Source organism: Kitasatospora sp. NPDC096128, assembly GCF_040303105.1.
GTDB lineage: Bacteria > Actinomycetota > Actinomycetes > Streptomycetales > Streptomycetaceae > Kitasatospora.
The window spans coordinates 177964-201080 of sequence record NZ_JBEOSP010000007.1 but is presented as its reverse complement, the minus strand read 5'-3'; the positions used below and the strand labels follow the sequence as shown (position 1 = coordinate 201080).

Here is a 23117-nt window from a genome sequence, read left to right as displayed (position 1 = left end):
TTCGTGCCGTGAGCCGGCGCTGTCAGCCGGTGCCGTCGGGCCGGTGCCGTCAGCCGGCCAGGAGGTCGGCGGCGATCCGGGCGCGGTACGGGGCCAGCTCGGCGGCGATCGCCGCGGCCTCGGCGGCGGTGGCGGTGACGGCCGCGCCCCCGTCCCCGGCACGCTCGGCCAGCGCGATCCGCAGGTGGGTCGGCGGGTGCGAGCCGTCCACGGCGCACCGGTCGCGGGCGCTGAGCCGCAGCAGCCGCTCGTGCTCGACGGCGGGGACGGCGGCGATGTGCTCGCGCACCCGGTCCCAGAGCAACTCCGGTGCGGGCGGTGCGGGGGCGTCCTCGGTCCGGCGGTTCCGGGCGCGGCCGACCCGGGGCCGTCCGCGCTCCTCGGCCCGGATCCGGTGAGCCTCCTCGCCGCCCCCGCGCCGTTCTGGAACGCGTTCTAGTCGGTGGCCGGCGGCCGTGCCAGAATCGCCCCGACCCTTGACCCGCGGCACACCGGGAGCAGCCCCATGCGCGCAGCCGTCCTGCACAAGACCGGCCAGGACACCCTCGACGTCCGCGAGGACGTCACGGCGCTCGGCTTCGGCCCGGGCACCGTACGGGTCCGGATGCGCGCCGCCAGCCTGTGCCACTCGGACCTCTCCGCGATGAGCGGCGTCCTGCCGCAGCCCGCGCCGTTCGTCCCCGGGCACGAGGGCGCCGGGGACGTCGTCGAGGTCGGCGAAGGCGTCACCGGCATCGCCGTCGGCGACCGCGTGGTGCTCTGCTGGATGGCCCCCTGCGGACGCTGCGCCCACTGCGAGCACGGCCGCGGCCACCTCTGCATCGCCAGCCTGCGGCGGCTCGGCGCCCCCGGCTTCCGGCTCGCCGACGACGGCACCGAGGCCTCCGGCTTCTACGGCACCGGCGCCTTCGCCGAGGAGGTGGTGGTCGCCGCCGACGCGGTGATCAAGGTGCCCGCCGACCTCCCGTACGAGGCCGCCGCCCTGATCGGCTGCGGCGTGACCACCGGCATCGGCGCCGCCGTCAACACCGCCCGGGTCGAGCCCGGTTCCTCGGTCGCGGTGATCGGCGCGGGCGGCGTCGGCGTGGCCACCGTCCAGGGCGCCCGGGTCTGCGGCGCCGCCCGGATCACCGTCGTCGACCCGGTCGCCTCGCGCCGCGAACGGGCCCTCGCCTTCGGGGCCACCGAGGCCATCGCCCCCGAGGAACTCAAGCCGTTCGCCAAGGGGTTGGCCGGCGGCGGCTTCGACTACGTCTTCGAAGCGGTCGGCCGCGCGGCCACCGTCCGGGCCGGCTACGACGTGGCCCGGCGCGGCGGCGCCGTCGTCGTCATCGGCGCGGGCGCGCAGGACGACCTCGCCCAATTCACCATGGGGGAGCTGTTCTTCAACGAGAAGCGGCTGCTGCCCTCGCTGTACGGCGGGGCGCCGGTCGCCCGCACGATCGGACTCGTCGTGGACCTCTGGCGGGCCGGGCGGATCGACCTCGACGGGATGATCACCCACCGGGTCGGGCTGGCCGACGTGAACCGGGCGATCACCCAGATGCGCAGCGGCGAGGCGCTGCGGACGGTGGTCTCGCTGGACTCCTGACGCCTTGACCTGAAGCGGTCGGGTCCGCCGGGAGACGTGCGAGGGCCCGCCGGGGAGCATCCTCGGCGGGCCCTCGCGGGGTGTGTCGGCGTGCTGCCCGGATCAGCCCCGGGCGCCGGCCGCGCGGTGGCGGCCGTGCGGGTCCGCCCCGGGGGTGTCGTCGGCGGCCGAGCCGCCGCGGTGGCGACCGTGCGAGGAGTACTCGGCCGTCTTCTCGTCGGCGTCGGACCCGTTGACCGCGGAGCCGGTGGTGTCGGTGAGGGTGTCGGACATGAGAATCGTCTTCCGTGCGAGGGTGCGGGTCGTCGGCGCCCGTCCGGCGCCTGCGGCACACGGTCGGGTCCCCGATCGGGCGCTCGGTACGCGCCCACAGCCGGTGATCGCGGCCCGTGCCCCGGCCACCATAACGGCCGGGACGGACGAGATCCTATCGACCTCATGAGGCGAGTCCCGTCCCGCCCGCGGCCCCGGGGCCGGTCGTCGAACCCAACCAGTGACCGACGAGTTCGCGGTAGAACGGCGACAGCACCTGGAGGTCGCCGTGCCGGGCCAGTACCCCGTGACCGCCGTCCAGCAACAGCACCCGGTCCGCCCGCAACGCCGAACTGATCCGGTGTGCGACCACCACCAGCGTCCCCGGCCGCTCGGCGAACGCCCGCTCCACCCGCTCCTCCGCGGCCGGCTCCAGGTGGCAGGTCGCCTCGTCCAGCACCACCACCGGCGAAGCCGCCAGATACGTCCGCACCAGTGCCAGCAACTGCCGCTCCCCGGCCGACAGTTCGCCCGGATCGCGCAGCGGGCCGGCCAACCCGCCCAGCCGCGCCACCACCCCGTCCGCCCCCAGTCGCCCGACGGCCTCCGCGACCTCGGGCTCGGACGCGCCCGGGGCCAGCCAGGTCAGGTTCTCCCACACCGAGCCCGGGAACACGTACGCCTCCTGCGGCAGCAGCACCACCCCGCGCATGCCGCCGCCCACCAGTACGGCCCCCGCCGTCGGTGTCGCCAAGCCCGCCAGCAGCCCCGCCAACGTCGACTTCCCCACCCCGCTCGGCCCCACCACCGCCACGTGCTCCCCGGGCCGGAACACCGCGTCCACCCCGTCCAGTACGGGCGTGGCACCGGGGGCGTGGGCGTAGCGCAGTCCGGTCAGCCGTACCTCGCCGAGCGGGACGCCGGGTGGAACGCCGGGTGGGACACCGGGTGGAACGCCGGGTGGGACACCGGGTGGAACGCCGGGTGGGACACCGGGTGGTGCGCTGCCGGTGCCGGCTGGTGTATCGGTTCCGGCGGTTGCCGCGGCCAGGCGGTCCAGGACCACGGCGAGGTTGAGCAGCCAGCCGCCGACCGTGCCCGCCAACGTCCTTACCGCCGGATCGAGTTGCTGGAGGAGATAGGTGGCGACACCGAGCAGTTCGCCCGCCGTCAGGGCGTCGCGCGCCAGCAGCCACGGCGCGGCCGCCAGGACGGCCAGCACCGGCAGTCGCCCGCCGAGTGCCACCACGAGGGCCCGCAGGGCCGACGCCCGGCCCAGCGCGCGGGAGGCTGCGGCGCTCTCCCGCGCGGCCCCGGTCAGCGCCCGGGCCACCGCCTCCCCGGAGCCCGTCGCCTGCACATCGCGCAGCCCGCGCAGCGCGCGCCCGGCCTCGGCGGCGAGCCGCTCCTCGGCCAGCACGACGGCCTGCCGCCCGGCCGCCATCGGCCGCAGCAGCCGCACGAACAGCAGACCGGCCGCCAGCAGCGGCACCAGCACCAACGGCAGCACCACCGGTGCCAGCAGCGCCAGCCCGACCAGCGCGGCGACCAGCGTCACCCCCACCCCGCGCAGCGTGCGGAGCAGCGTCGCGGTCAACTGCCGTGCGGACTCGACCTGTTCGGTCAGCCGGGCGACCGCCGCCGGATCCGCCGCCGGCCGCGCCAGCGCACCGCGGACCACCCGCTCGACCAAGGCGTCCCGCAACGGCTCCACCACCCCCGCGAGGTACGGGAACCCGGCCCGCGCCGCGTACGCCCGGACCCCCATCGCCGCCCCGAACCCACCCAGCCAGGCCACCCCGACCCCCGGCCGCCCGGCCAGGAACCCCTGATCGACCGCGGCCGACACGAACAACCCGGACACCAACGGCGGCACCGCCTCCACCCCCGACCACACGAGCAACCCCACCAACGCGGCCCGCGTCCCCCGCACCTCCCCCATCCACAACCCCCACCCGGGCGCCCCCGCGCCGGGCCGCCCCGACACCCCCGGCCCCCGCCGACCTCCGGGCGCAGACACTCCCGGCTCCCGGCGACCTCCAGGCGACGACGACCCCACCCGCCTCGTCCGCCGCCGACCCCTCGCACGGTGGCCCGCCCGGCTCGGCGGTTGCACGGAAAGTCGGCCCCGCCGACTTTCAGCGTCGGCGTCGGTGCCGGCGTCGGTGCTGGTGCTGGCATGGTTCGAGGTGAGTCGCATGGAAGTCGATCCAGTCGGCCTTCTAGGAGGACGGGAAGTCGGCCGGGCCGACTTCCCGCGTACGGCTAAGCGGTGTGCGCGAGACGTCGATCGGGCCGGCCTTCGGTGCAGCACGCGTTGTGGTGTGGGGTTTGTTGGGCCCGCACATTTCCCGGGTCGGCGGTGACGGCCCGGCCCGGTGCGATCGGCGTGGGGGCCTTGGGTGGGAAGTCGACTTCGGGAGCCCGGGGGCGGGTCAGGCCGTGGCTGCTTGGAGGGTGGTGGTCGCGAGGGCGGCGCGGTAGTCGGGGTGGGTGAGGAGTTGGGTGTGGGGGGCCAGGGCGCGGAGGTGGCCACCGTCCAGCCAGGCGACGAGGTCGGCGCGGGCGGCGACGGTGGTGCGGTGGGCGATGACCAGCCGGGTGCGGCCGTGGGTGGCGCGGTCGAGGGCCTCGGTGACCTGGTACTCGGTGGCGAGGTCCAGGCCGGAGGTGGCGTCGTCGAGGATGACGACGCGGGTGGGGCGGGCCAGCAGTCGGGCGAGGCCGAGGCGTTGGAGTTCGCCGCCGGAGAGGTGGAGCTCGTCCAGCGGGGTGTCCCAGCCGCGGGGGAGCCGGGCCAGGAAGCCGTCCGCGCATGCGGCCGCGGCTTCGGCCGGGCCCGCTCCGGCGAGTGCGTCGCGGACGGTTCGGCCGACCAGGTCGGGTCGGGCGAAGGCGTAGCCGACCGCCTCCCGCAGGTCGGCGGGGGACAGGGCGCCCACCGGGACGCCGTCGATCAGTACGGCCCCCTCGTCGGGGTCGCGCAGCCGCCCGGGCAGTGCGGCGAGCAGGGACTTGCCGGAGCCGGAGCGTCCGACCAGGGCGACCGTACGGCCGCCGGGGACGGTGAGGTCGAGCGGGCCGAGCAGCACCCGTTCTCCGTCGCGCACCACCACGCCCCGCAGCGTGACCTCCCCGGGCCCGCCCGCCGGGAGGGCCGCCGTGCCGGCCGGGGCCGGGGCGAGGGCCAGGAGCTCGTCGACCCGGGCCTGGCCGGCACGCGCGTGGGCGACCCCGACCAGGGACTCGACCTGCTCGAAGAGCCCCGCGCCGAGCGCCGCCCAGCCCGCCGCCGCGGCGAGCGCGCCGGGGGCGAGGGCGCCGTCGGCGAGCAGGGCCCCGGCGGTGGTGAGCACCGCGACCTCCACCAGGGCGATCAGCAGGGTGGCCTGCCAGGCGGTGCGCCGCTGGGCGGCCCAGAGCGCGTGTCCGGCCGCGGAGAGTTCCGGGAGCGGGGCCAGCACCCGGGCGGCTTCGCGGTGTTCCGCGCGCGCCGCGTGGATGCTGCGCAGTCCGGTGAGGGCGCCGCTGAGCCGGGCGGCGAGTTCGGCCTGCACCTCCTGGTAGCGGGCGAACACCGGTCCGGCCTGGCGCAGGAAGAGCCGGATCAGCACCGCGCCGGGCACCACGCCCGCGAAGAAGGCGAGGGCCAGCCACGGCGACAGCACGGCGAGTCCGAGGACCGCGCCGATCGAGGTGAGCAGTGCGGTGGCCGCGCCGAGGACGGCGGGGAGCCGGCCGCCCGCGTCGCCCGCCGAGCCGAGGAGCCGGGCGGCGAGGTCGCCGGGCGGTGGGCCGCCGTGCAGGCGGCCGCCGGGGCCGAGGGCGAACAGGTGGTGGAGCAGGCGCCCGCGCAGGGCGGCGGTGGCCTCGGCGGAGCAGGCCGGGCCGGCGGCCGCGGCGGTGGCGTCGGCGGCGGCGGCTGTGAGCAGCAGGAGGGCGGGCAGGGCGAGGGCGGCCCCGCTCCGGTGGGCGAGGACGGTGTCGACGGCCCCGGCGAGGACGGCGGGCAGCGCGAGGGTGGTGGCGGCCTCGACCGGCAGGGCGATGCCGAGTGCGAGGGCCCATCCGGTGGGTCGGCGGGGCAAGTCCGTTCTCCCGTAGCTGAGTTGGAAGCACGTCTGAGAGGGTGCCTGAGAAGGTGGGCGAGAAGGCGGGTGCCGCCCTCGCCTGTCCGGACAGGCGAGGGCGGCACCCGTGGGTCACTCCTGATCAGCCGATGGCTGAGCCGTTGCCTCAGCCGTTGCCTCAGCCGATGGATCAGCTGTTGGTGAAGATCAGGCAGGTCAGGATGAGACAGGTGTACTGGCAGCCGCTGCCGTGGCCGGTCAGCTCGACGGACTCGGTCTCCGGCAGGTCCTGCAGCGCCGCGAGGTCGGTCTCGAAGTCCACCATGTTCTCCATGATCGGGTCCTCCCCTTGGGATGCGCCCGCCGCGATCTGCCTGCGGGCGTCGGGTGTTGATCCCCGGGCGGCCTCCATCCGCCGCACCGGGGTGGTGCCCCGGGCCTCGACGGGCCCGGGAGTCTGTGAGCGGCCGGGCGGGATCAGCCCGGCCGGCCGGTCCGCAGGAACGCGGCCAGCAGTTCGTGCAGCACGGCGGCGCCCTCCTCGGCGAGCACCTCGTGTCCGGAGCCGGCCGCCTCCACGTACCGGAAGTCCGCGCCCTCGACCCGGCCGATTCGCAGCAACTCGTGCCGTAGTGAGCGGGATTGGCTGACCGGGACGACCTCGTCCCGGTTCCCGTGCACGACCAGCAGCGGCGCGCTCAGCCGGTGCGCGAGCTGGAGCACGTCGCGCGGGCCGCGGGCGTCCAGGATCGGCTCGCCGCCGCCGAGCCGGGTGGTCAACGCCCTTACGGGGGGCGCCGCTTCGGCCAGCAGTCGGGCGCCGGACAGGAACGGCGCGACCACCGCGCAGCGGGCGACCTGTTCGGCCGGCGCGTGCGCCGCCGCCAGCAGGGCCAGGAAGGCGCCGTAGCTGACCCCGAACAGGGCGGGCGGTTCCAGGCCGAGGGCCGCACGTTGCCCGGCGATGCCGTCCAGCAGGTACAGCACGTCGTCGAGGTCGGGCCCGCCCCAGGCGCCCCGGATGGCCAGCGCGTGCGGCACTCCGTAGCCGGTGGAGCCGCGCTGGTTGGGCGCGACCACCGCCAGGCCCTCGGCGGCCATCCGTTGCAGCGCCGGGTCGAACTCCAGTCGCCAGGCGTCCGCGGGGCCGCCGTGCAGGGCCAGGACCAGGTGCGGGCTGCTCAGCCAGGCGTCACCCCCGTACACCAGGGCCTCCAACGGGCCTGCCGGGCCCGCCAGTTCGAGGCTCTGTGCGGGATGCCAGCGGTTGCCGTCGCCGGGCTGGGTGCTGCCGTCCAGACGCCAGCCGGCCGGCGGGGTGCGGGTGGGGCGCGGCGCGCCGGGCTGCCAGGGCAGTACGGTGTCCCGCCACGGTCCGGGCAGGCCCGAGCCGAGCGGGGCGAGTTGGAGCGGCAGCGGGATGGGGGCCGTTCCGGCGGGGGCCGGGCCGTGCGCCAGCAGGGCGTCCACGTCCAGGGTGGCCAGCGCCGCCGGGTGGTCGGGCGAGGAGTACGGGATCCGCAGCCCCGCCGCGTCCCAGCGCCCGACCGCGCCGAGCCGCCCGGGCGGCACCGGCAGCGGGTCCAGCCGTCCGACGGCGGGCCGCCACAGGGCGAGCGCCGACCCGGCGCCGTGGTCGATCTGCACCGCGACCCGAGGGCCGTCCGCGGCCTGCCGCAGCGCCACCGGGCGCAGGAACATGCCCGTGACGTGCAGGCATTCGGGGAACCGCAGCGGTTGCCCGCCGCCCAGCACGCCCCAGCCGAGCCGGTCGGTGCCGGGTGCGTCGCTGCGCACCATCGCGAAGCGGCTGTCGGGGTCGAACAGCACCAGCCGGTCGTTGCTGTGCTCGCCGATCTCCAGCAGCGGGGTGGTGGTGCCGCTGCGCAGGTCCAGCACCACGCTGCGGACCAGCCCGCCGGCCACCCGGTCCAGCGCGAGCAGCGTGCCCGAGTGGTCCAGCCAGGCGCCGCCGCCGTGCAGGCCGGGGATCTCGGCGACCTGGACGGGGTCGCTGCCGTCCGTTCGGACCAGCCAGGCGGTGGTCGCCGGACGGGTGTCCGTGCCCAGGGCGATCGCCACCGGCGTGTGCGGGTCCGCGCCGGGCGGCACCGGGAGCGGGAGCAGGCGCAGGCCCGGCATCCGGAGCGTGGCCAACTGCTGTTCCATGGTGCCGTTCTCGCCGTACGAGAGGCGGACCAGGTCGTGCCGTTCGCCGTCGTGCCGACAGACCAGGACCGAGCCGTCGGGCAGCGCGACCAGCTGCGAGCGCAGCTGCTCCGACCGGTTGCCGGTCAGCGGCAGCGCGGCGGGCGCGGCCGGGGAGTCGTCCGACGGGAGCCGCCAACTCTCCACGTACCAGCCGCTGTCGGCGGCCGCGGCCAGGCAGGCCGCGTGGCTGCCGTCGGCAGCGAAGGAGAAGCTCAGCCGGCGCAGCGCCCGGGTGGTGGTGCGGGTGGCCGTGTTCATTCCCCGCTCACCCCGTCGGCGCCGCAGGGGAGTTGGCGGCGGGAGGGGGTGACCGGGTCCAGCCAGAGCCTGCTGCCGCCGTGGCGGAGTCGGAGCAGGAAGGCCAACGGTCCCGCGGTGCCGGTGCCGTAGGCGGCGGCGCAGCCCGTCCCGGTCTCGTCGGGCAGGACCAGCAGGCCGTCGCGCAGGGCGGCCCTGGCCGCGATCAGTCGCGCCAACTCATGCGCACCGGAGCGGAATTCGCGATCGTCCGTGGCCTCGGCGAGGTCCAGCAGGTACTCGCCGTCGCCGGCCAGTCCGTGGCAGGCGCTCACCCCGCTGTGCCAGCGCCCGGCCAGCACAGCCCGACCGGCGGCCCGGGCGAGGCGCAGCGCCTCGGCGTCGCCGGTCGCCCGCCACAGCCGCAGCAGGAAGCTGCCCGCGCCGGACGAACCGCTGCACCAGTGCGAGAGTCGGATGTGCCCCGGGTCGGCCGCGCTCTGCGGCCACCAGGCGCAGGCCTGGGCGGTGCCGCCCCCGCTGCCGCCCCTGCCGGCACCCCCGTTGTCGTCCTCGTTGTCGTCCTCGGTGTCGCCTCCGCTCCACCGCGCGGTCGCGCCGAGCGTCCGCCCCGCCTCGACGGCGGCCGCCGTGCAGGCCTCCCGCAGGGCGCGGTCGCCGGTCGCCCCGGCGGTGGCGAGGAGGAAGGCGCCCACGCCCGCCACGCCGTGCGCGAAGCCGAGGTGGGTGATCCCGGCGAGCGCCGAGTCGAAGTCGGCCGGCACCGGCCAGACCGTCCCGTACGGTTCCCGCCGGGCGGCGCCGAGCAGGGCGCGGGCGCAGCGGTCGGCCCGCTCGGCGAAGCCGTGGCTCCGGCGGAAGGCCTCGTCGAAAGCGGCCTCGTCGAAAGCCTCATGGGCGAAAGCGTCGTCGGCGAAGCGGAGTTGGGCGAAGCCGGCCCCCGCCGCGCCGTGGCACACATCGGGGTTGGGCCACTCGACGGCGACCCGTCGGGCGAGTACGGCGGCCCGCTCGGCCGCCGCCGGGTCGCCCAGCGCACGGGCGGCGTCCAGCAGTGCCCACGCCGTCCCCGACCGTCCGAAGTGCAGCCCGGGCAGCACCACCGGTTCGACGGCGACCCGCCGCTCGATCCAGGCCGCGGCGGTACGGGCGGTCCGCGCGGCCTCCGCCCGCACCCCGGCCGGCAGCCCCTCCGTCGCAACCGCCCGCGCCAGCACGGCGAGCACACCCGCGGCGCCGTGCTGCACATTGCACGGATCCGTCCGCTCCCCGGCGGGCACCACGGGCCACAGCCGGTCGGACCGCTCCGGCGTCGCGGTGGCGGCGAGGTGCCGCAGGCCGTCGTGCAGCAACCGATCGAGGAGCGGGCCGTCGGCGCCTGCGCCCGGCGCCGCACCGGCGTGCCACAGCGGAGCGACCACAACGGCCGGCTCGGATCCCGGCCGGCGGGCGGAGCCGCCCAGCGCCTCCCGGGCCCGCGCCACACTCCAGCGCAGCTCCGGTTCCTCCGCCCGCAGTCCCGGCACCACCGGTGCCAGCCGCCGCGCCGTCGCCCCGGATCGGGCCGCGAGGGCGAGCCAGCGGCCGAGGCGCTCGGCGACCGGGCGGGCCCGCGGGAGGTCCTCCGGCAGCAGCGGGTCGTGCCCAGTGGCGAGCAGGAAGAGCAGCCCGCCGAGGGCGTACAGGTCGACGGCCGGGTCGGCGGTGCAGGAGCCCGCGAGGGCGAGCCGTCCTTGTTCGGGGGCGCGGTAGCCGGGGGTGCCGGCGGTGCCGGCCCGGCGGCCGGTCTCGGCGGCGAGTTCGAGGTCGATCAGCCGCAGGCTGCCGTCCGGCCGGACCATCACGTTGCCGGGGGAGAGGTCGCGCAGCACCAGCCCCTGGCCGTGCACCCGCTCGACCAGGTCGAGCAGCCCGTGCACCACCGGTCCGGCCTCGGCCCAGTCGACGTCGGGGCTGCCGTCGCGCCGTAGCCGGGCGGCGACCCAGGAGCCGAGCGGCTGCCCGGCGATTCGTTCCTGCACCAGGAAGACGGAGTCGTCCTGTTCGATCAGTTCGACGGCGCGCGGCACCAGCCCCTGCCCGTCCAGTCGGGCCAGCAGGGCGGCTTCGTGCCGCAGCGCGTCGCGGGCGTCGGTCCCGGCGCGGTCGACCTCGATGTGCGCGCGGGCCTGCTTGACCACGACCTCCGCGCCGCTCGCCGCCTCGCGCCCGAGGAACACCCCGCCCTTGGCGCCGTGTCGGACGGCGGCGGTCACCGCGTACCGTCCGGCCAGCAGCACCCCGCCCTTGCGCCGCCCCGGGGCGACGGGAGCAACGGGCCCGCCGGGCGCAGCGGGCACGACGGGCCCGCCGGGCGCAGCGGGCACGACGGGCCCGCCGGGCGCAGCGGGAACGCCGGGCGCAGCGGGCGCGGCGAACGGATCCCGCGCCCACCCCGGCGCCCGGTACGACCCCCCGCGCACGTCCTCGGCCCGTTCCCCACCGGGCCCGCGCAGCACCGAGCGGTACTCCCCGTCATTGCCGAGCTCCGCCCGGGCCGCGAACACGCCGTAGCGGTAGTGCACCCGGCTGCCGGGCCGGTACGGCCGGTCGGAGAGCACCACCGGCCCGGGCAGCCCGGCCGTCACCCGGTCCAGTGCGGCCGCCAGCCGCTGGAACTGCGCGTCGTCCGTCGGGTAGACGGTGATGAATTTTCCCGCCGAACCGCGGTCGCTGTTGCGGGAGTTGAGTTCGCGCAGCCGTTCCTCGGCGGCGGCGAACTTGAAGCTGCAGGGGTCCGCGGCGAGCACCCGGGCCACCGCCGCGAGCACCTCCCCGCCGACCACCGAGGCGGCGCTGACGTGGAGCTTCCACCCCTGCGCCGGTAACGGTGCGGACACGGACGGCCTGGCCGTGCACCAGAAGCCCCCGACGGTGACGTCCCAGTCGCCGTCGTCTCCCCGGCCCCCGGCACCGGCCAGGGCCGTCCGCGTCGCCTCCGGCCACCCACCGGCCGCATCCGGTCCGTGGCCCGCCGATCCCCGGCCCCCGGCCGTACGAAGGGATGTGTCCGCCCTCATCCGTCGCCACACCCCTTCGTTTCGGCCGCCCGGGCCGCGGATGCCCCTGCTCGGCATCCGCGGCGCGACGGCCCGGCCTGATCGGTTTCCTCGGGAGGAGCGGGAGTCCCGCTCCGGGACGGGAGTCCTCGATCGGGCCTCCGTCCGTTCGGTCGGGGACCGTTCGGTCGAGGCAGCCAGGGCAACTCCCGTTCGCAGGACTGAAGTTAGTTTCGAGAAATCCGAACCCTCAACGCAGAGCCGGTCACTTCACTCGTAAGGGTGATCAGGGGGCGGTTTCGAATTCGTACGAGAACCCTGCTGTGAGTAACGGGCGCCCGGCGTACGGGCGCGCGCGGCCCGCGTACGGCGCTCCGGGCGCATCCGCCGCAGGTCGACGTCCCCCCGCGCCGGGTTGACGCGCATCCGTACGTCCACGGCACCCGCGTCCGAAAGCCGTCCCGCCGCGGTCCGAACGCCGTCCGGCCACCGTCCGAACGCCGTTCCACGCCCGTCCGAACGCCATCCGGCCCCGCCCCGCCCCCGCCCCGCCCCCGTCCCCCGAACGGCCGAGGCCCGGGCGGCCCCGCGCGCACGGTAGTCTCGACAGGTGCCGAAACTGTCCGACGTCATCACCGCGCTCGAAGAGGTCTACCCCCCGCAGTGGGCGGAGTCCTGGGACGCCGTCGGCCTGGTCTGCGGGGACCCTCAGACCGAGGTCAGCCGCGTGCTCTTCGCCGTCGACCCCGTCCAGGCGGTCGTCGACGAGGCCGTGGAGTGGGGCGCCGACCTGGTGGTCACCCACCACCCCCTGTACCTGCGCGGCACCACCAGCGTCGCCGCGACCACCTTCAAGGGCCGGGTGGTGCACAGCCTGATCACCAACGGCATCGCGCTGCACGTCGCCCACACCAATGCCGACCACGCCGACCCCGGCGTCTCGGACGCGCTGGCCGAGGCCGTCGGCCTGCGGGTCACCGGCCCGCTGGTGCCGGACCGGACCGACCCGCTGGGCCGTCGCGGCACCGGCCGGATCGGCCTGCTGGAGCCCCCGCTGACGCTGTCGGCCTTCGCCGCGCAGGTCGCCGCCGGCCTGCCCGCGACCGCCACCGGCGTGCGCGTCTCCGGCGACCCGGACCGGCTGATCAGCCGGGTGGCGGTGTGCGGCGGCTCGGGCGACAGCTTCTTCGCCGACGTACGGGCGGCCGGCGTGGACGCCTACGTGACCGCCGACCTGCGCCACCACCCGGCCTCCGAGGCCACCGAGGCCGCGCCGGTCGCGCTGGTCGACGCCGCCCACTGGGCCACCGAGTGGCCCTGGCTCGGCCTGGCCGAGCGCGCCCTGCGGGCCGTCGCCGACCAGCACGGCTGGGCCGTGGAGACCAAGGTCTCCCACCGGGTCACCGACCCGTGGACCGCGCACGCCCCCATGTCCTTCACCGCCTGACCCGATTCACAGGAGCTTTCCCCTTGAACGCCGCGCCCGCCGACCAGATCCGCCTGCTCGACCTCCAGGCCTTCGACTCGAAGCTCGACCAGCTGGCCCACCGGCGTCGGAGCCTGCCCGAGCACGCCGAGATCGACAAGGCCACCGCCGACCACACCGCGCTCAAGGACCTCGTCGTCGCCGCCGAGGCCCAGAAGGGCGACACCGCCCGCGAGCTGGCCAAGGCCGAGCAGGACGTCGAGCAGGTCCGCGCCCGGGCCGCCCGCAACCAGCAGCGCCTGGACTCCGGCGCGATCACCTCGCCGAAGGACCTGGAGAACCTCCAGCACGAGATCGGCTCGCTGGCCAAGCGCCAGGGCGACCTCGAGGAGGTCGTGCTGGAGATCATGGAGCGCCAGGAGAGCGCCAACACCCGGGTCGAGGAGCTGTCCGCCCGCCTGGAGCACTCCACCGTCGTCCTCACCGAGGCCGAGGGCCGCCGCGACGCCGCCTTCGCCGAGATCGACGGCGAGGCCGACAAGGTCAAGCGCGACCGCGAGACCGTCGCCGCCGTCATCCCGGCCGACCTGCTGAAGGTGTACACCAAGCTGCGCGAGACCCAGGGCGGCGTCGGCGCGGCCCGGCTCTACCAGCGCCGCTGCGAGGGCTGCCGCACCGAGTTCTCGATCACCGAGCTGAACGCCATCAAGGCCGAGCCGGCCGACAAGGTCGTCCGCTGCGAGAACTGCGGGCGGGTCCTGGTCCGCACCGCCGACTCGGGCGCCTGATCCGGTGGCGGCGCGCTTCATCGTCGAAGCGGACGGCGGGTCCCGGGGCAACCCGGGGCCGGCCGGCTACGGCGCGGTGGTCCGGGACGCCGACACCGGGCAGCTCGTCGCCGAGGCCGCCGAGTTCATCGGCCACGCCACCAACAACGTGGCCGAGTACAGGGGTCTGATCGCCGGCCTCAAGGCGGCCCGCGAGCTCGACCCGGACGCCTCCGTGGACGTCCGGATGGACTCCAAGCTGGTCGTCGAGCAGATGTCCGGACGCTGGAAGATCAAGCACCCCGACATGCAGCCGCTCGCCGCCGAGGCGCGCACGGTCTTCCCGCGCGGCCGGGTCAGCTACACCTGGATCCCGCGCGAGAAGAACAAGGACGCCGACAAGCTGGCCAACGAGGCGATGGACGCCGGCCGCGACGGACGCCAGTGGGAGCCCAGGCCCGCAGCAGCGGCCGAAGCTGCGGCCGCGGTCGAGCAGCCGGTGCCGAAGCCCCCCGCCCCCAAGGCCGGCTGGGCCGCCCCCGCCGACCTCGGCACCCCGACCACCTTCGTCCTGCTGCGCCACGGCGAGACCCCGCTCACCCCGGAGAAGCGCTTCTCCGGCAGCGGCGGCACCGACCCCGAGCTGTCCGAGAAGGGCCGCTGGCAGGCGGAGCGGGCCGCCGAGGCGCTGGCCGCGCGAGGCAGCATCCAGGCGGTCGTCGCCTCCCCGATGCGCCGTACCCGGCAGACCGCCGAGATCGTCGCCGCCAGGCTCGGCCTGGAGGTCCGGTACGAGGACGGGCTGCGCGAGGTCGACTTCGGCGACTGGGAGGGCCTGACCTTCGCCGAGGTGCAGGAGCGCTACCCGGACGACCTGTCGGCCTGGCTGGGCTCGGCCAAGGCCAAGCCGACCGGCAGCGGCGAGAGCTTCACCACCCTCACCCACCGGGCGGGCGTCGCCCGGGACAAGATCCTCGCCCGGTACGCGGGGAAGACGGTGCTGGTGGTCTCGCACGTCAGCCCGATCAAGACCCTGGTCCGGCTGGCGCTCGGCGCCCCGCCGGACTCGATGTACCGGATGGAGCTGTCCGCCGCCTCGATCTGCGCCGTCCAGTACTACGCGGACGGCAACGCCTCGTTGCGGCTGCTCAACGACAGCTCGCACCTGCGCTGACCCTCCCCATCCGGGGGGTCAGTGCACCTCGGTGACCACCACGTCCAGCTGCCACGGCTTGCGCGCCGTGCCCTCCGCCGCCAGCTCGACCCGGTGGCCCAGCTCCAGCAGCGCGTCCATCAGCTCGGACGGGGTCTTCGGCTCGGCCCCGGCGACCAGCAGGTCCCGCACCAGCCGGCCCTTGGTGGCCTTGTTGAAGTGGCTGACCACGCTCCGCTTGCCGTCGCGCTCCTGCAGCACCCGGACGGTCGCCGTCCGGGAGGCCACCTCACCGGCCGGCTTCCAGGCCGCGGCGTACGCGGAGCTGCGCAGGTCCAGCACCAGCCCGTCCGCCACCTCCGGGAGCACGGCGGCCGTCGCGCCCCGCCAGTACGCGCCGAGCGCCCCCAGCCCGGGGAGCTTCACGCCCATCGAGCAGCGGTAGGACGGGATCCGGTCGGAGATCCGCACCGCGCCCCACAGGCCGGAGAACACCAGCAGCGCCCGCTCGGCGCGGTCGTACGCGGCGGCGTCCAGGGTGGCCAGGTCCAGGTTGTCGAACAGCACCCCGGTGTACACCTCGGCCGCCGGACGGGCCCCGGCGGCGGGCAGGCCGGCGTTCTTGGCGATCTCGCCGCGCAGCCCGGGGGTGAGGCCGAGCACCTCGGCGGCGGTGTCCTCGTCGCCCCGGCAGAGGCCGACCAGTGCGTCCAGCACCGCGCCGCGCGCCGCCGTCAGCCCCGGCAGCGACAGCCCGTCGAGCGCGACCGGCTCGCCGTCCCCGGACGCGGCCTTGCCCTCCGAGGGAGGCAACAGCACCAGCACAGCGGACTCCTCAACAGCTTGTGGCGGACGAACCCCGCCACCCTACTGCGGCCGCCCCGGCTCCCAACGCCACGCACAGGGGCGAGTAGTACCGCACGTTCAGCCGCCGGAACCGCGCCGAGCGCTCACTCAGCCGCCCGAACACCACCGGCCCGGCGAGCCCGCGCGCCGACAGCACCCCGGCCACCACCCGCACCCCGGCCCGCCGCAACCCCCGCGGACCCACCGCGGGCAGCACCCCGGCCTCCGCCGCCACCAGGTACGAGGCCGTCCCCAGCAGCCCCGCCACCGTCAGACAGGCCGCCGCCGACGGCACCCCCTCGCCCGTCCCGACCACGGTGTCCGCGAACTCCTCCGGCGTCCGCAACGGCCACGGCGTCACCACCCACAGCGCGTGCAGCGCCCCCGTCACCGCCAACCCCGCCGACACCACGACCCCTGCCGCCCTGACCCCGCCCATCGCCCGCATCCCCTCCGTGAACCGACACCCGACTCCGTGAACCAACACCCGACCCCACCGTACGAGCCCTTACCCCCACCCCGGGCGCAGCCCCTGTCGTCCTGGCCGGCGCAGGCCCCGGGCGGACGCGCCGGGGGCCTGCGCCCGGAATCACCCGGTTCGCCCTACGCTGGCCTGCATGCCTCGCCGAAAACTGCGCGTCAAGGCCGTCGACTCCGCCCGGATCAACATCGAGCTGACCGAACTCCGCACCCGCCTGGAGATCCACACCGAGTGGCCGGAGGCGGTGCTCGCCGAGGCGGAGGAAGCGGCCGGGCACCCCCGGTTGCCGGAGTACGACGCCACCGACCTGCCGCTGTTCACCGTCGACCCGCCGGGCTCCCGCGACCTCGACCAGGCCATGCACCTCAGCCACCGTCAGGGCGGCGGTTACCGGGTGCACTACGCGATCGCCGACGTCGCCGCCTTCGTCCGCCCCGGCGGCGCCGTCGACACCGAGGCCCGGCGCCGGATCGAGACCCTCTACTTCCCGGACCACCGCGTCCCGCTGCACCCCGCCCGGATCTCCGAGGACGCCGCCAGCCTGCTGCCCGGCGAGCCCCGCCCGGCCCTGCTCTGGCAGTTGGACCTGGACGCCGACGGCGCCGTCGTGCTGGCCGACCTGCGCCGCGCCCTGGTCCGCTCCCACCGCCGCCTGGACTACGCCGCCGTCCAGCGCGCCGTGGACCTCGGCGGCGCCGACGAACAGCTCGCCCTGCTCGCCACCGTCGGCCGGCTGCGCGAGGAGCAGGAGCGCGCCCGGGGCGGGATCAGCCTGCCGGTGCCCGAGCAGGAGGTCGAGGAGACCCTGCACGGCTACGTCCTCGGCTACCGCGCGCCGAGCCCGGCCGACGGCTGGAACGCCCAGATCTCGCTGCTCACCGGCATGGCCGCGGCCGATCTGATGCTGGATGCGGGCGTCGGCCTGCTGCGCACCCTGCCCGCCGCTCCCGCCGCCGGGTACGACCGGCTGCGCCGGATCGCCGCCGCGCTGGACGTCGACTGGCCGCAGGCCGTCCCGTACCCGGAGCTGATCCGCTCGCTGGACCCGGACGTGCCGCTGAACGCGGCCTTCCTGAACGCCTGCACCGGGCTGCTGCGCGGCGCCGGCTACCACGCCTTCGACGAGTCCCGCGGCCTGCCCGCCCCCGCCGAGCCGGGGCACGCCGCGCTGGCCGCCCCGTACGCGCACTGCACCGCGCCGCTGCGCCGGCTCGGCGACCGCTTCGCCCAGGAGGTGTGCGCGGCGGTCGCGGCGGGGGAGGACGTGCCGGACTGGGCGCGCGAGGCGCTGCCGACCGTGCCGGCGCTGATGGCGGGCGGGGACCGGCGGGCGGCCGAGGTCGAACGGGCCTGCGTGGACCTGGTGGAGGCCGAGCTGCTGGTGGGCCGGGAGGGCGAGGAGTTCCCCGCGGTGGTCATCGAGGTGGACGGCAAACGGCCCGGCGCGGGCGTCGTCCAACTGCGCGAGCCCGCCGTCCGGGCCCGCTGCGACGCCGCCGGCGGCAACGGCGGCGGGCCCGCGCTCCCGCTGGGCCGGGTGATCGACGTCCGCCTCACCACGGCCGACCCGGCCACCCGGACGGTCCGCTTCGCCGCTGTCTGAACCGCCCGCCCCCGCCCCGGGGGTGGGAGGATCGGTCCGTGCCCGATCCTCAGCCTCCCGCCGCCACACCCCCCGCCGCCCCGTCCCCCGCCGGCCCGCCCCCCGCCGCGGACCCCGGCCGCCGCCGCAGGCTGCTGGTCCTCGCCATCTGCTGCCTGAGCCTGTTCATCGTCGGCCTGGACAACACCGTGGTGAACATCGCGCTGCCGGCGATCCAGAAGGACCTGGACGCCCCGGCCTCCGGCCTCCAGTGGATCATCGACGCCTACACCCTGGTGCTGGCCTCGCTGCTGATGCTGTTCGGCTCGGTGGCCGACCGTTTCGGCCGCCGCCGGGTGTTCCAGATCGGGCTGGCCTGCTTCGCGCTGGGTTCGCTGCTCTGCAGCCTGGCGCCGAGCCTGGAGTGGCTGGTGGCCTTCCGGGCGCTGCAGGCGGTGGGCGGCTCGATGCTCAACCCGGTGGCGATGTCGATCATCACCAACACCTTCACCGACCCGAAGGAACGGGCCCGGGCGATCGGGGTCTGGGGCGGTGTGGTCGGCATCTCGATGGCGCTCGGCCCGCTGCTCGGCGGCTTCCTGGTGGACGGCGCCGGCTGGCCGTCGATCTTCCTGATCAACGTTCCGGTGGCGCTGCTCGCCATCCTGCTGACCGTCCGTTACGTCCCCGAGTCGCGCGCGCCGCGACCGCGCCGACTGGACCCGGTCGGGCAGGCGCTGATGGTCGTCCTGCTCGGCTGCGGCACCGCCGCGATCATCGAGGGCCCGGCCAACGGCTGGACCTCGCCGATGATCCTGGCCCTCGCCGCGGCCGCGGTGGCCGCGCTGATCGCCTTCCCGCTCTGGGAGCGGCGGGTCGCCGAGCCGCTGGTGGACCCGCGGTTCTTCGCCAGCGCGCCGTTCGCCGGAGCCACCGTCACCGCGGTCTGCGCGTTCTCGGCGCTCGGCGGCTTCCTCTTCCTGAACACCCTCTACCTCCAGGACGTCCGGCACTACAGCCCGGTCGAGGCGGGCCTGTGGACGCTGCCGATGGCCGGGCTGATGCTGGTCTGCGCGCCGCTGTCCGGACGGATCGTCGGCAGTCGGGGCCCGCGCCTGCCGCTGATGGTGGCCGGGCTGGGCCTGGCCGCGAGCGGCCTGCTGCTCACCCGGCTGACCGCGGACTCCCCGGCCGCGCTGCTGCTGGCCGCGTACGCGCTGTTCGGCTTCGGCTTCGGCCTGGTCAACGCGCCGATCACCAACGCCGCCGTCTCCGGGATGCCGCGCTCCCAGGCGGGGGTGGCCGCCGCCGTCGCCTCGACCAGCCGCCAGGTGGGCCAGTCGCTGGGCGTGGCGGTGATCGGTACGGTCGTGACCTCGGCCGTGGTGGGCCCGGTGGCCACCGGCTTCGCCCCTGCCAGCCACGCCGGCTGGTGGATCCTGGTCGGCCTCGGCGGCGCGATCCTGGTCCTCGGCGTGCTCACCACCGGCACCTGGGCCACCGGCACCGCCGCCCGGGTGGCCGCCCGCCTGGGCGGCGAGGCCCCGGCGGCCCGGTCCGGTGTTCGGGAGGCTCCGCCCGAGCGGCTACGATGACCACTACGGCGGAAGAGCCGGCCGGGCGGTCGCGACGGGTCCCTGACCCGCCGAGGAACGTCCGGGCTCCACAGAGCAGGGTGGTGGGTAACGCCCACCCGGGGTGACCCGCGGGACAGTGCCACAGAAAACAGACCGCCCACCGCTTTCGGCGCGTGGGTAAGGGTGAAACGGTGGTGTAAGAGACCACCAGCGACCGGGGTGACCCGGCCGGCTAGGTAAACCCCACCTGGAGCAAGGTCAAGATCGGTGCCCTCGGGCACCGTGCGCGAGTGTTCGAGGGCTGCTCGCCCGAGCTCGCGGGTAGACCGCACGAGGCTGTCGGCAACGGCAGCCCTAGATGGATGGCCGTCTCCCCGGGCCGCGCAAGCAACCCGGGTGACAGAACCCGGCGTACAGGCCGACTCTTCCGTCGCCGGTTTTTGAAGGGCCCCCTGATCTGTATCTTTGCAGGTCAGGGGGCCTTTTCATGTCTCGTAGATCTGTAATCGCTTGCTGACTCTTCGTGCCTATTGCGGCCTGTTTCTGAGTGCTGTGTGGCGATTGAGTGGCGGTGAGAACGGTCGAAGCAGCCGTCCAATAGCCCCCCGGTAACCTCGTTGCAGCTAGCTGGCCAGCGCCTCCCCGAGCAGCGCGTATGGCCGACCGGTGAGCTGGTGATGCAGCGTCTCGGTGCGGGATCGGATCAGGCCCTCACGGTAGGCGGCCGGCAGCCGCTCCCACACCCCGGACGCCATCTCGGCCGCACCGGTCGGGTCGCCGTCGACGCGCAGGCACTTGGCGGTGTCCACTGCCAGCAGGGCGCGCGCCATGACCGACGGAGAGTCCGTGAGCGCCAGGGCGTCCTCCTGTGCCTGGTAGGCGCTGCCCGTGTCGCCCAGCAGTGTGTACGCCTGCGACAGGTGCACGTGGTGCTTCTGCTCGGGGTAGCCGAACCAGGTGTCAGCCGCCTCGGCGCCCTCCAGTCGTTCCGCCAGATTCCGCACGTCGTCCACTGCTCGCCGGGCCGCTTCGCGGTCGCCGGAGGCTGCCAGGGCCCGCGCTGTGACGGCTGCAGCGAGTGCTCCGGCCGCCGTCGGGCTGCTCCCCGCCTCCCGCCGAGCCTGCTCGGCGATCCGAGCGGCAGCCCCAGGGGCGCCGTAGTTGAGCGGGACCATGGCATGCCGGGCCAGCACCCACGCGATCATCCGCTGATCACCGGACTCTCGTGCGGCCTGCTCGGCGGTGGCGAACCACCGGTAGGCGTCGCGCTGGTCACCGCGATCGTGCTGGACGATCGCCACCAAGCCCGCAATGCCTGCTGCCGTCCGGGCGAGGTCCGCACGGGTACGCGCCGGGTGAGGGCGGTTCAGCACCTCACCCAGCAGATCGAGATCGCCCATCATCTCGGCCAGCACCGCCTCCGGTGCCCGGCCACGGTAGCCACCCCGGTGTCGCTCGAACGCCGATTTCAAGTAGGCGAGATCGCCCTCTCCGGATGACCTGAGCGCGGCGGTGATCCCCTCGTGGGCCTGTGCGATGCCGGGCAGCGCGACGAGGCCGGTGGCTGCTCCTATTCCTGCTCCGATGAACTTCCGCCTGTCCACGCTGTTGCCCTTCGTGCTGCGCTCACTCCGGTACCGCCGGGAGGCGGCGGCGGCCTCGGCCACCTGGCCCACGGTCAGACCGTAGGCGTCGGCGATCCCCTGGTACGAGGGTTTCTGCGGAATTCGCTTCTCGGTTTCCCACCGCTTGATGGTCTCCCAGTCGCACCACTCGCCACTTGCGGCGGCGACTAACGCGGCCTGCTCGGCGCGCGTCTTCTTCGGATGCGCCTCGCGGATCTCCCGCAACAGTCGGCCGATCCCGTCCAGGCTGACACCGCTCACCTGCGGCCCCCTAGCTCATAGCTGACATGACCTCAATTCTGGCCCCCTTGGCGGTCCCCTGGTGGAAAATGCACCCCTTCGTGGCCCCTCTCCTACGGCATGCCCGCGCCGTTCAATGACTAACAGCCGCCCGGCGCGAGGAAACAACGATCCCCTCGGCTCCGTGGAAGAGCGCCGGGCGGCCCCTGACTACCGGAGGCCGCCCTGACGACCATGACGACGCTGCTGCTCACCAAGCGCGGCCTGATCCATGCCGACACCGACGAGGCAGGTAGGGGCACCGCGCTCTATGTCCCGGCCGAGAGCCGGGCGCTCCTACCGGAGATCCGCCTATGGCAGCTCCAACGCGGCCGGTGGCTCCGGCGGCACCAGGGGCTGCGGTGACAACCGCACTTGACGTGCCCACCATGCGGCGCCGCCGCTGCATGCGGCACATGCCCTGCGCCCCCGAGTCGGCGAGGAGCGCCCGACACCTGGTCCAGGAGAAGCTGACCGATTGGGGCCGTCTCGATCTGCTGGAAGATGCTCGGCTGATCGTCTCGGAACTGGTCGGGAACGCAGCCCGGCACACCGGTTGCACCTGGCTGTGTGTGGCACTCGGCCTGGACGGGGGCCGACTCAGACTGGCGGTCCGCGATTCGTCACGCGCCCTGCCCGTGGTCATCAAGACCGGGGTCACCGAGACGTCCGGGCGCGGCATGGGCCTCGTCGACCGCATCGCCAACCGCTGGGGTGTCGACGAAGCCCCGTTCGGCAAATGGGTCTGGGCCGAGATCGGCTGTCCACCAAACACCCTGTCGCAGGCAGGACCTCAGGGCGCCACAGCCACCGAATACCGCTCAGCGAAGGAGGGGAACACGTGCACGACCTGATCGCCAGTCCGTTCCTGGACGAATACCTATTGGTGCGCCCCGGTGGCCGGGGTGGTCTCCGGCTCCCGCAGGCCAACTACGAGGATCTGCGCGCCCACAACCCCGCTCAGGCAGTTCCCTCGTGGCTCGCGGACGCCGTACGCGCCCAGTGGGCTGACCTGGACGTGACCGGTCGTCCTGCGGGTGACGTCCTGCTGGTCCGGCAGCCCTCCACCTGGGGCTACTCGCGAGCCAGCTGGGAGATCAACCTCGGCTGCAACTACAAGTGCAAGCACTGCTATCTCGGGCTCAAGGTCAACTCGGGCATGCCGCTCGCGGACAAGCTCACCTGCCTGGGCATCATGGCCGAGGCCGGCGTCCTCTGGCTCCAGATCACCGGGGGCGAGCCCACCGTGGACCGGGACTTCATGCCCTCGTATCGCCGTGCGTTCGAGCTGGGCATGATGATCACCGTCTCCACCAACGCCTCGTTGCTGTGGCGAGAGAACCTGCTGGAGATGTTCCGCGAGTGCCCGCCCTACCGGGTCACGGTATCGATGTACGGGGCGACCAAGGCCAGCTACGACGAGCTGACCCAGCGGCAGGGCGCCTGGGACCTGTTTATCCAGGGCATGAATGCCGGCCGCCGGGCCAAGCTGCCGCTGCGGATGAGCATCATCGTCACCGAGGACAACGCCACCGAGGAACAGGCGATGATCGACCTGTGTGAAGGCTGGGGGCTGGAGTACAACGTCTTCACCAACATGACTCCGACGATCTACGGCGGGGCGGAGTCGCTGACCGCGCAGTCCAAGGAGCACCTGCGGATGCGCAAGCCGTTCGGCGGCTGCAACGCCGGACACACCTTCTTCCACACCGACCCACACGGGCTGGTGTCCATCTGCAAGATCGGCCGTGACGACCAAATCAGCCTCCCCGCTGAGGGGATCAACGGCCTCGCCCGGCTCGGCGCCATCGCCGATCGCCTCATGCTTCGCACCGGTGGATGCTCCGGCTGCCAGCTTTCCGGCGCGTGCACCGTGTGCCGGCCGCTGGCCAAGCACTACCAGGAGGCGAAGGCACCACTCGCAAGTTACTGCCAGCACGGGATCAAGAAAGCAGGGTGAC

Annotated in this window: 19 protein-coding genes and 1 other RNA gene; 10 read left to right on the top strand and 10 right to left on the bottom strand. The window is 74.9% G+C overall.

All coding sequences use genetic code 11. The features are described 5' to 3' along the window. Window positions 1-49: 49 nt before the first annotated feature. Complete coding sequence (locus ABTY61_RS11020) at window positions 50-289, bottom strand: hypothetical protein (RefSeq protein WP_350504653.1); 240 nt, start codon at window positions 287-289, stop codon at window positions 50-52. Window positions 290-505: 216 nt separating this feature from the next. On the opposite strand from ABTY61_RS11020, the gene ABTY61_RS11015 reads away from it, so the two are divergent. Beyond that, window positions 506-1591 carry an alcohol dehydrogenase catalytic domain-containing protein gene (locus ABTY61_RS11015; RefSeq protein WP_350504652.1) on the top strand — a complete coding sequence of 362 codons (1086 nt, stop codon included), beginning with the start codon at window positions 506-508 and terminating at the stop codon, window positions 1589-1591. A gap of 102 nt (window positions 1592-1693) precedes the next feature. Here ABTY61_RS11015 and ABTY61_RS11010 read toward each other — a convergent pair whose 3' ends face one another. From ABTY61_RS11010 to lanL, 6 genes are all read right to left on the bottom strand, one after another. Next, window positions 1694-1864, bottom strand: coding sequence for a hypothetical protein (locus tag ABTY61_RS11010; RefSeq protein WP_350504651.1), 171 nt, complete (start codon window positions 1862-1864; stop codon window positions 1694-1696). Window positions 1865-2027: 163 nt separating this feature from the next. After that, entirely contained in the window at window positions 2028-3752 is a 1725-nt protein-coding gene (locus ABTY61_RS11005) for an ATP-binding cassette domain-containing protein (RefSeq protein ID WP_350504650.1), read from the bottom strand. A 526-nt stretch (window positions 3753-4278) separates the two neighbouring features. Further along, the gene (locus ABTY61_RS11000) at window positions 4279-5931 is read right to left on the bottom strand and encodes an ATP-binding cassette domain-containing protein (RefSeq protein ID WP_350504649.1); all 1653 of its coding nucleotides are present in this window, start codon (window positions 5929-5931) and stop codon (window positions 4279-4281) included. Window positions 5932-6103: 172 nt separating this feature from the next. Further along, entirely contained in the window at window positions 6104-6247 is a 144-nt protein-coding gene (locus ABTY61_RS10995) for a VenA family class IV lanthipeptide (RefSeq protein ID WP_157882160.1), read from the bottom strand. Between the two features lie 143 nt (window positions 6248-6390). After that, complete coding sequence (locus ABTY61_RS10990; RefSeq protein ID WP_350504648.1) at window positions 6391-8382, bottom strand: S9 family peptidase; 1992 nt, start codon at window positions 8380-8382, stop codon at window positions 6391-6393. Next, window positions 8379-11441, bottom strand: a complete 3063-nt coding sequence (gene lanL / locus ABTY61_RS10985) for a class IV lanthionine synthetase LanL (protein ID WP_350504647.1) — start codon at window positions 11439-11441, stop codon at window positions 8379-8381. Before lanL ends, ABTY61_RS10990 begins: the two co-directional genes overlap by 4 nt. Window positions 11442-12030: 589 nt before the next feature. On the opposite strand from lanL, the gene ABTY61_RS10980 reads away from it, so the two are divergent. The 3 genes from ABTY61_RS10980 to ABTY61_RS10970 are packed head-to-tail and all read left to right on the top strand — an operon-like array spanning window position 12031 to window position 14787. Next, window positions 12031-12867: a Nif3-like dinuclear metal center hexameric protein gene (locus ABTY61_RS10980; protein ID WP_350504646.1), complete on the top strand. Its 837-nt coding sequence runs from the start codon at window positions 12031-12033 to the stop codon at window positions 12865-12867. 23 nt (window positions 12868-12890) lie between these two features. Then, window positions 12891-13634, top strand: a complete 744-nt coding sequence (locus tag ABTY61_RS10975; protein ID WP_350504645.1) for a zinc ribbon domain-containing protein — start codon at window positions 12891-12893, stop codon at window positions 13632-13634. Window positions 13635-13638: 4 nt separating this feature from the next. After that, the gene (locus tag ABTY61_RS10970) at window positions 13639-14787 is read left to right on the top strand and encodes a bifunctional RNase H/acid phosphatase (protein ID WP_350504644.1); all 1149 of its coding nucleotides are present in this window, start codon (window positions 13639-13641) and stop codon (window positions 14785-14787) included. An 18-nt stretch (window positions 14788-14805) separates the two neighbouring features. On the opposite strand, the gene yaaA is transcribed toward ABTY61_RS10970, so the two are convergent. Both yaaA and ABTY61_RS10960 read right to left on the bottom strand, forming a co-directional pair. Continuing rightward, window positions 14806-15591 carry a peroxide stress protein YaaA gene (gene yaaA, locus ABTY61_RS10965; RefSeq protein WP_350504643.1) on the bottom strand — a complete coding sequence of 262 codons (786 nt, stop codon included), beginning with the start codon at window positions 15589-15591 and terminating at the stop codon, window positions 14806-14808. Between the two features lie 10 nt (window positions 15592-15601). Continuing rightward, on the bottom strand, window positions 15602-16051 hold the full coding sequence (locus ABTY61_RS10960) for a DUF3995 domain-containing protein (protein WP_350504642.1): 450 nt from the start codon (window positions 16049-16051) through the stop codon (window positions 15602-15604). A gap of 178 nt (window positions 16052-16229) precedes the next feature. Here ABTY61_RS10960 and ABTY61_RS10955 point away from each other — a divergent pair, with 178 nt between their 5' ends. The 3 genes from ABTY61_RS10955 to rnpB all read left to right on the top strand — a co-directional run bounded on the left by ABTY61_RS10955 (window position 16230) and on the right by rnpB (window position 19682). Continuing rightward, window positions 16230-17696: an RNB domain-containing ribonuclease gene (locus tag ABTY61_RS10955; RefSeq protein ID WP_350504641.1), complete on the top strand. Its 1467-nt coding sequence runs from the start codon at window positions 16230-16232 to the stop codon at window positions 17694-17696. A gap of 131 nt (window positions 17697-17827) precedes the next feature. Continuing rightward, window positions 17828-19270 (top strand): MFS transporter, encoded by a 1443-nt coding sequence (locus tag ABTY61_RS10950; RefSeq protein ID WP_350504716.1) that lies wholly within the window; start codon window positions 17828-17830, stop codon window positions 19268-19270. A gap of 13 nt (window positions 19271-19283) precedes the next feature. Next, window positions 19284-19682: RNase P RNA component class A (rnpB, locus tag ABTY61_RS10945), an RNA gene on the top strand. A 193-nt stretch (window positions 19683-19875) separates the two neighbouring features. Here rnpB and ABTY61_RS10940 read toward each other — a convergent pair. After that, entirely contained in the window at window positions 19876-21138 is a 1263-nt protein-coding gene (locus tag ABTY61_RS10940) for an NsdA family TPR-like regulatory protein (protein ID WP_350504640.1), read from the bottom strand. A 213-nt stretch (window positions 21139-21351) separates the two neighbouring features. Here ABTY61_RS10940 and ABTY61_RS10935 point away from each other — a divergent pair, with 213 nt between their 5' ends. From ABTY61_RS10935 to ABTY61_RS10925, 3 genes are read left to right on the top strand one after another with little or no spacing between them, the layout of a single operon-like run. After that, window positions 21352-21522, top strand: coding sequence for a hypothetical protein (locus ABTY61_RS10935; protein ID WP_350504639.1), 171 nt, complete (start codon window positions 21352-21354; stop codon window positions 21520-21522). After that, on the top strand, window positions 21519-22010 hold the full coding sequence (locus ABTY61_RS10930) for an ATP-binding protein (protein ID WP_350504638.1): 492 nt from the start codon (window positions 21519-21521) through the stop codon (window positions 22008-22010). Before ABTY61_RS10935 ends, ABTY61_RS10930 begins: the two co-directional genes overlap by 4 nt. Then, window positions 21998-23116 (top strand): radical SAM protein, encoded by a 1119-nt coding sequence (locus ABTY61_RS10925; RefSeq protein ID WP_350504637.1) that lies wholly within the window; start codon window positions 21998-22000, stop codon window positions 23114-23116. The genes ABTY61_RS10930 and ABTY61_RS10925 overlap by 13 nt, the downstream gene beginning before the upstream one ends. The last annotated feature ends 1 nt before the right edge of the window (window position 23117 follow it).

Excerpts from the sequence above, each read along its gene's own strand:
- ABTY61_RS11015 (WP_350504652.1), top strand. The coding sequence starts at position 506 with ATGCGCGCAGCCGTCCTGCACAAGACCGGCCAGGACACCCTCGACGTC.
- ABTY61_RS11010 (WP_350504651.1), bottom strand. The coding sequence starts at position 1,864 with ATGTCCGACACCCTCACCGACACCACCGGCTCCGCGGTCAACGGGTCC.
- ABTY61_RS10995 (WP_157882160.1), bottom strand. The coding sequence starts at position 6,247 with ATGGAGAACATGGTGGACTTCGAGACCGACCTCGCGGCGCTGCAGGAC.
- ABTY61_RS10990 (WP_350504648.1), bottom strand. The coding sequence starts at position 8,382 with ATGAACACGGCCACCCGCACCACCACCCGGGCGCTGCGCCGGCTGAGC.
- lanL (WP_350504647.1), bottom strand. The coding sequence starts at position 11,441 with ATGAGGGCGGACACATCCCTTCGTACGGCCGGGGGCCGGGGATCGGCG.
- ABTY61_RS10960 (WP_350504642.1), bottom strand. The coding sequence starts at position 16,051 with ATGGGCGGGGTCAGGGCGGCAGGGGTCGTGGTGTCGGCGGGGTTGGCG.
- ABTY61_RS10955 (WP_350504641.1), top strand. The coding sequence starts at position 16,230 with ATGCCTCGCCGAAAACTGCGCGTCAAGGCCGTCGACTCCGCCCGGATC.
- ABTY61_RS10935 (WP_350504639.1), top strand. The coding sequence starts at position 21,352 with ATGACGACGCTGCTGCTCACCAAGCGCGGCCTGATCCATGCCGACACC.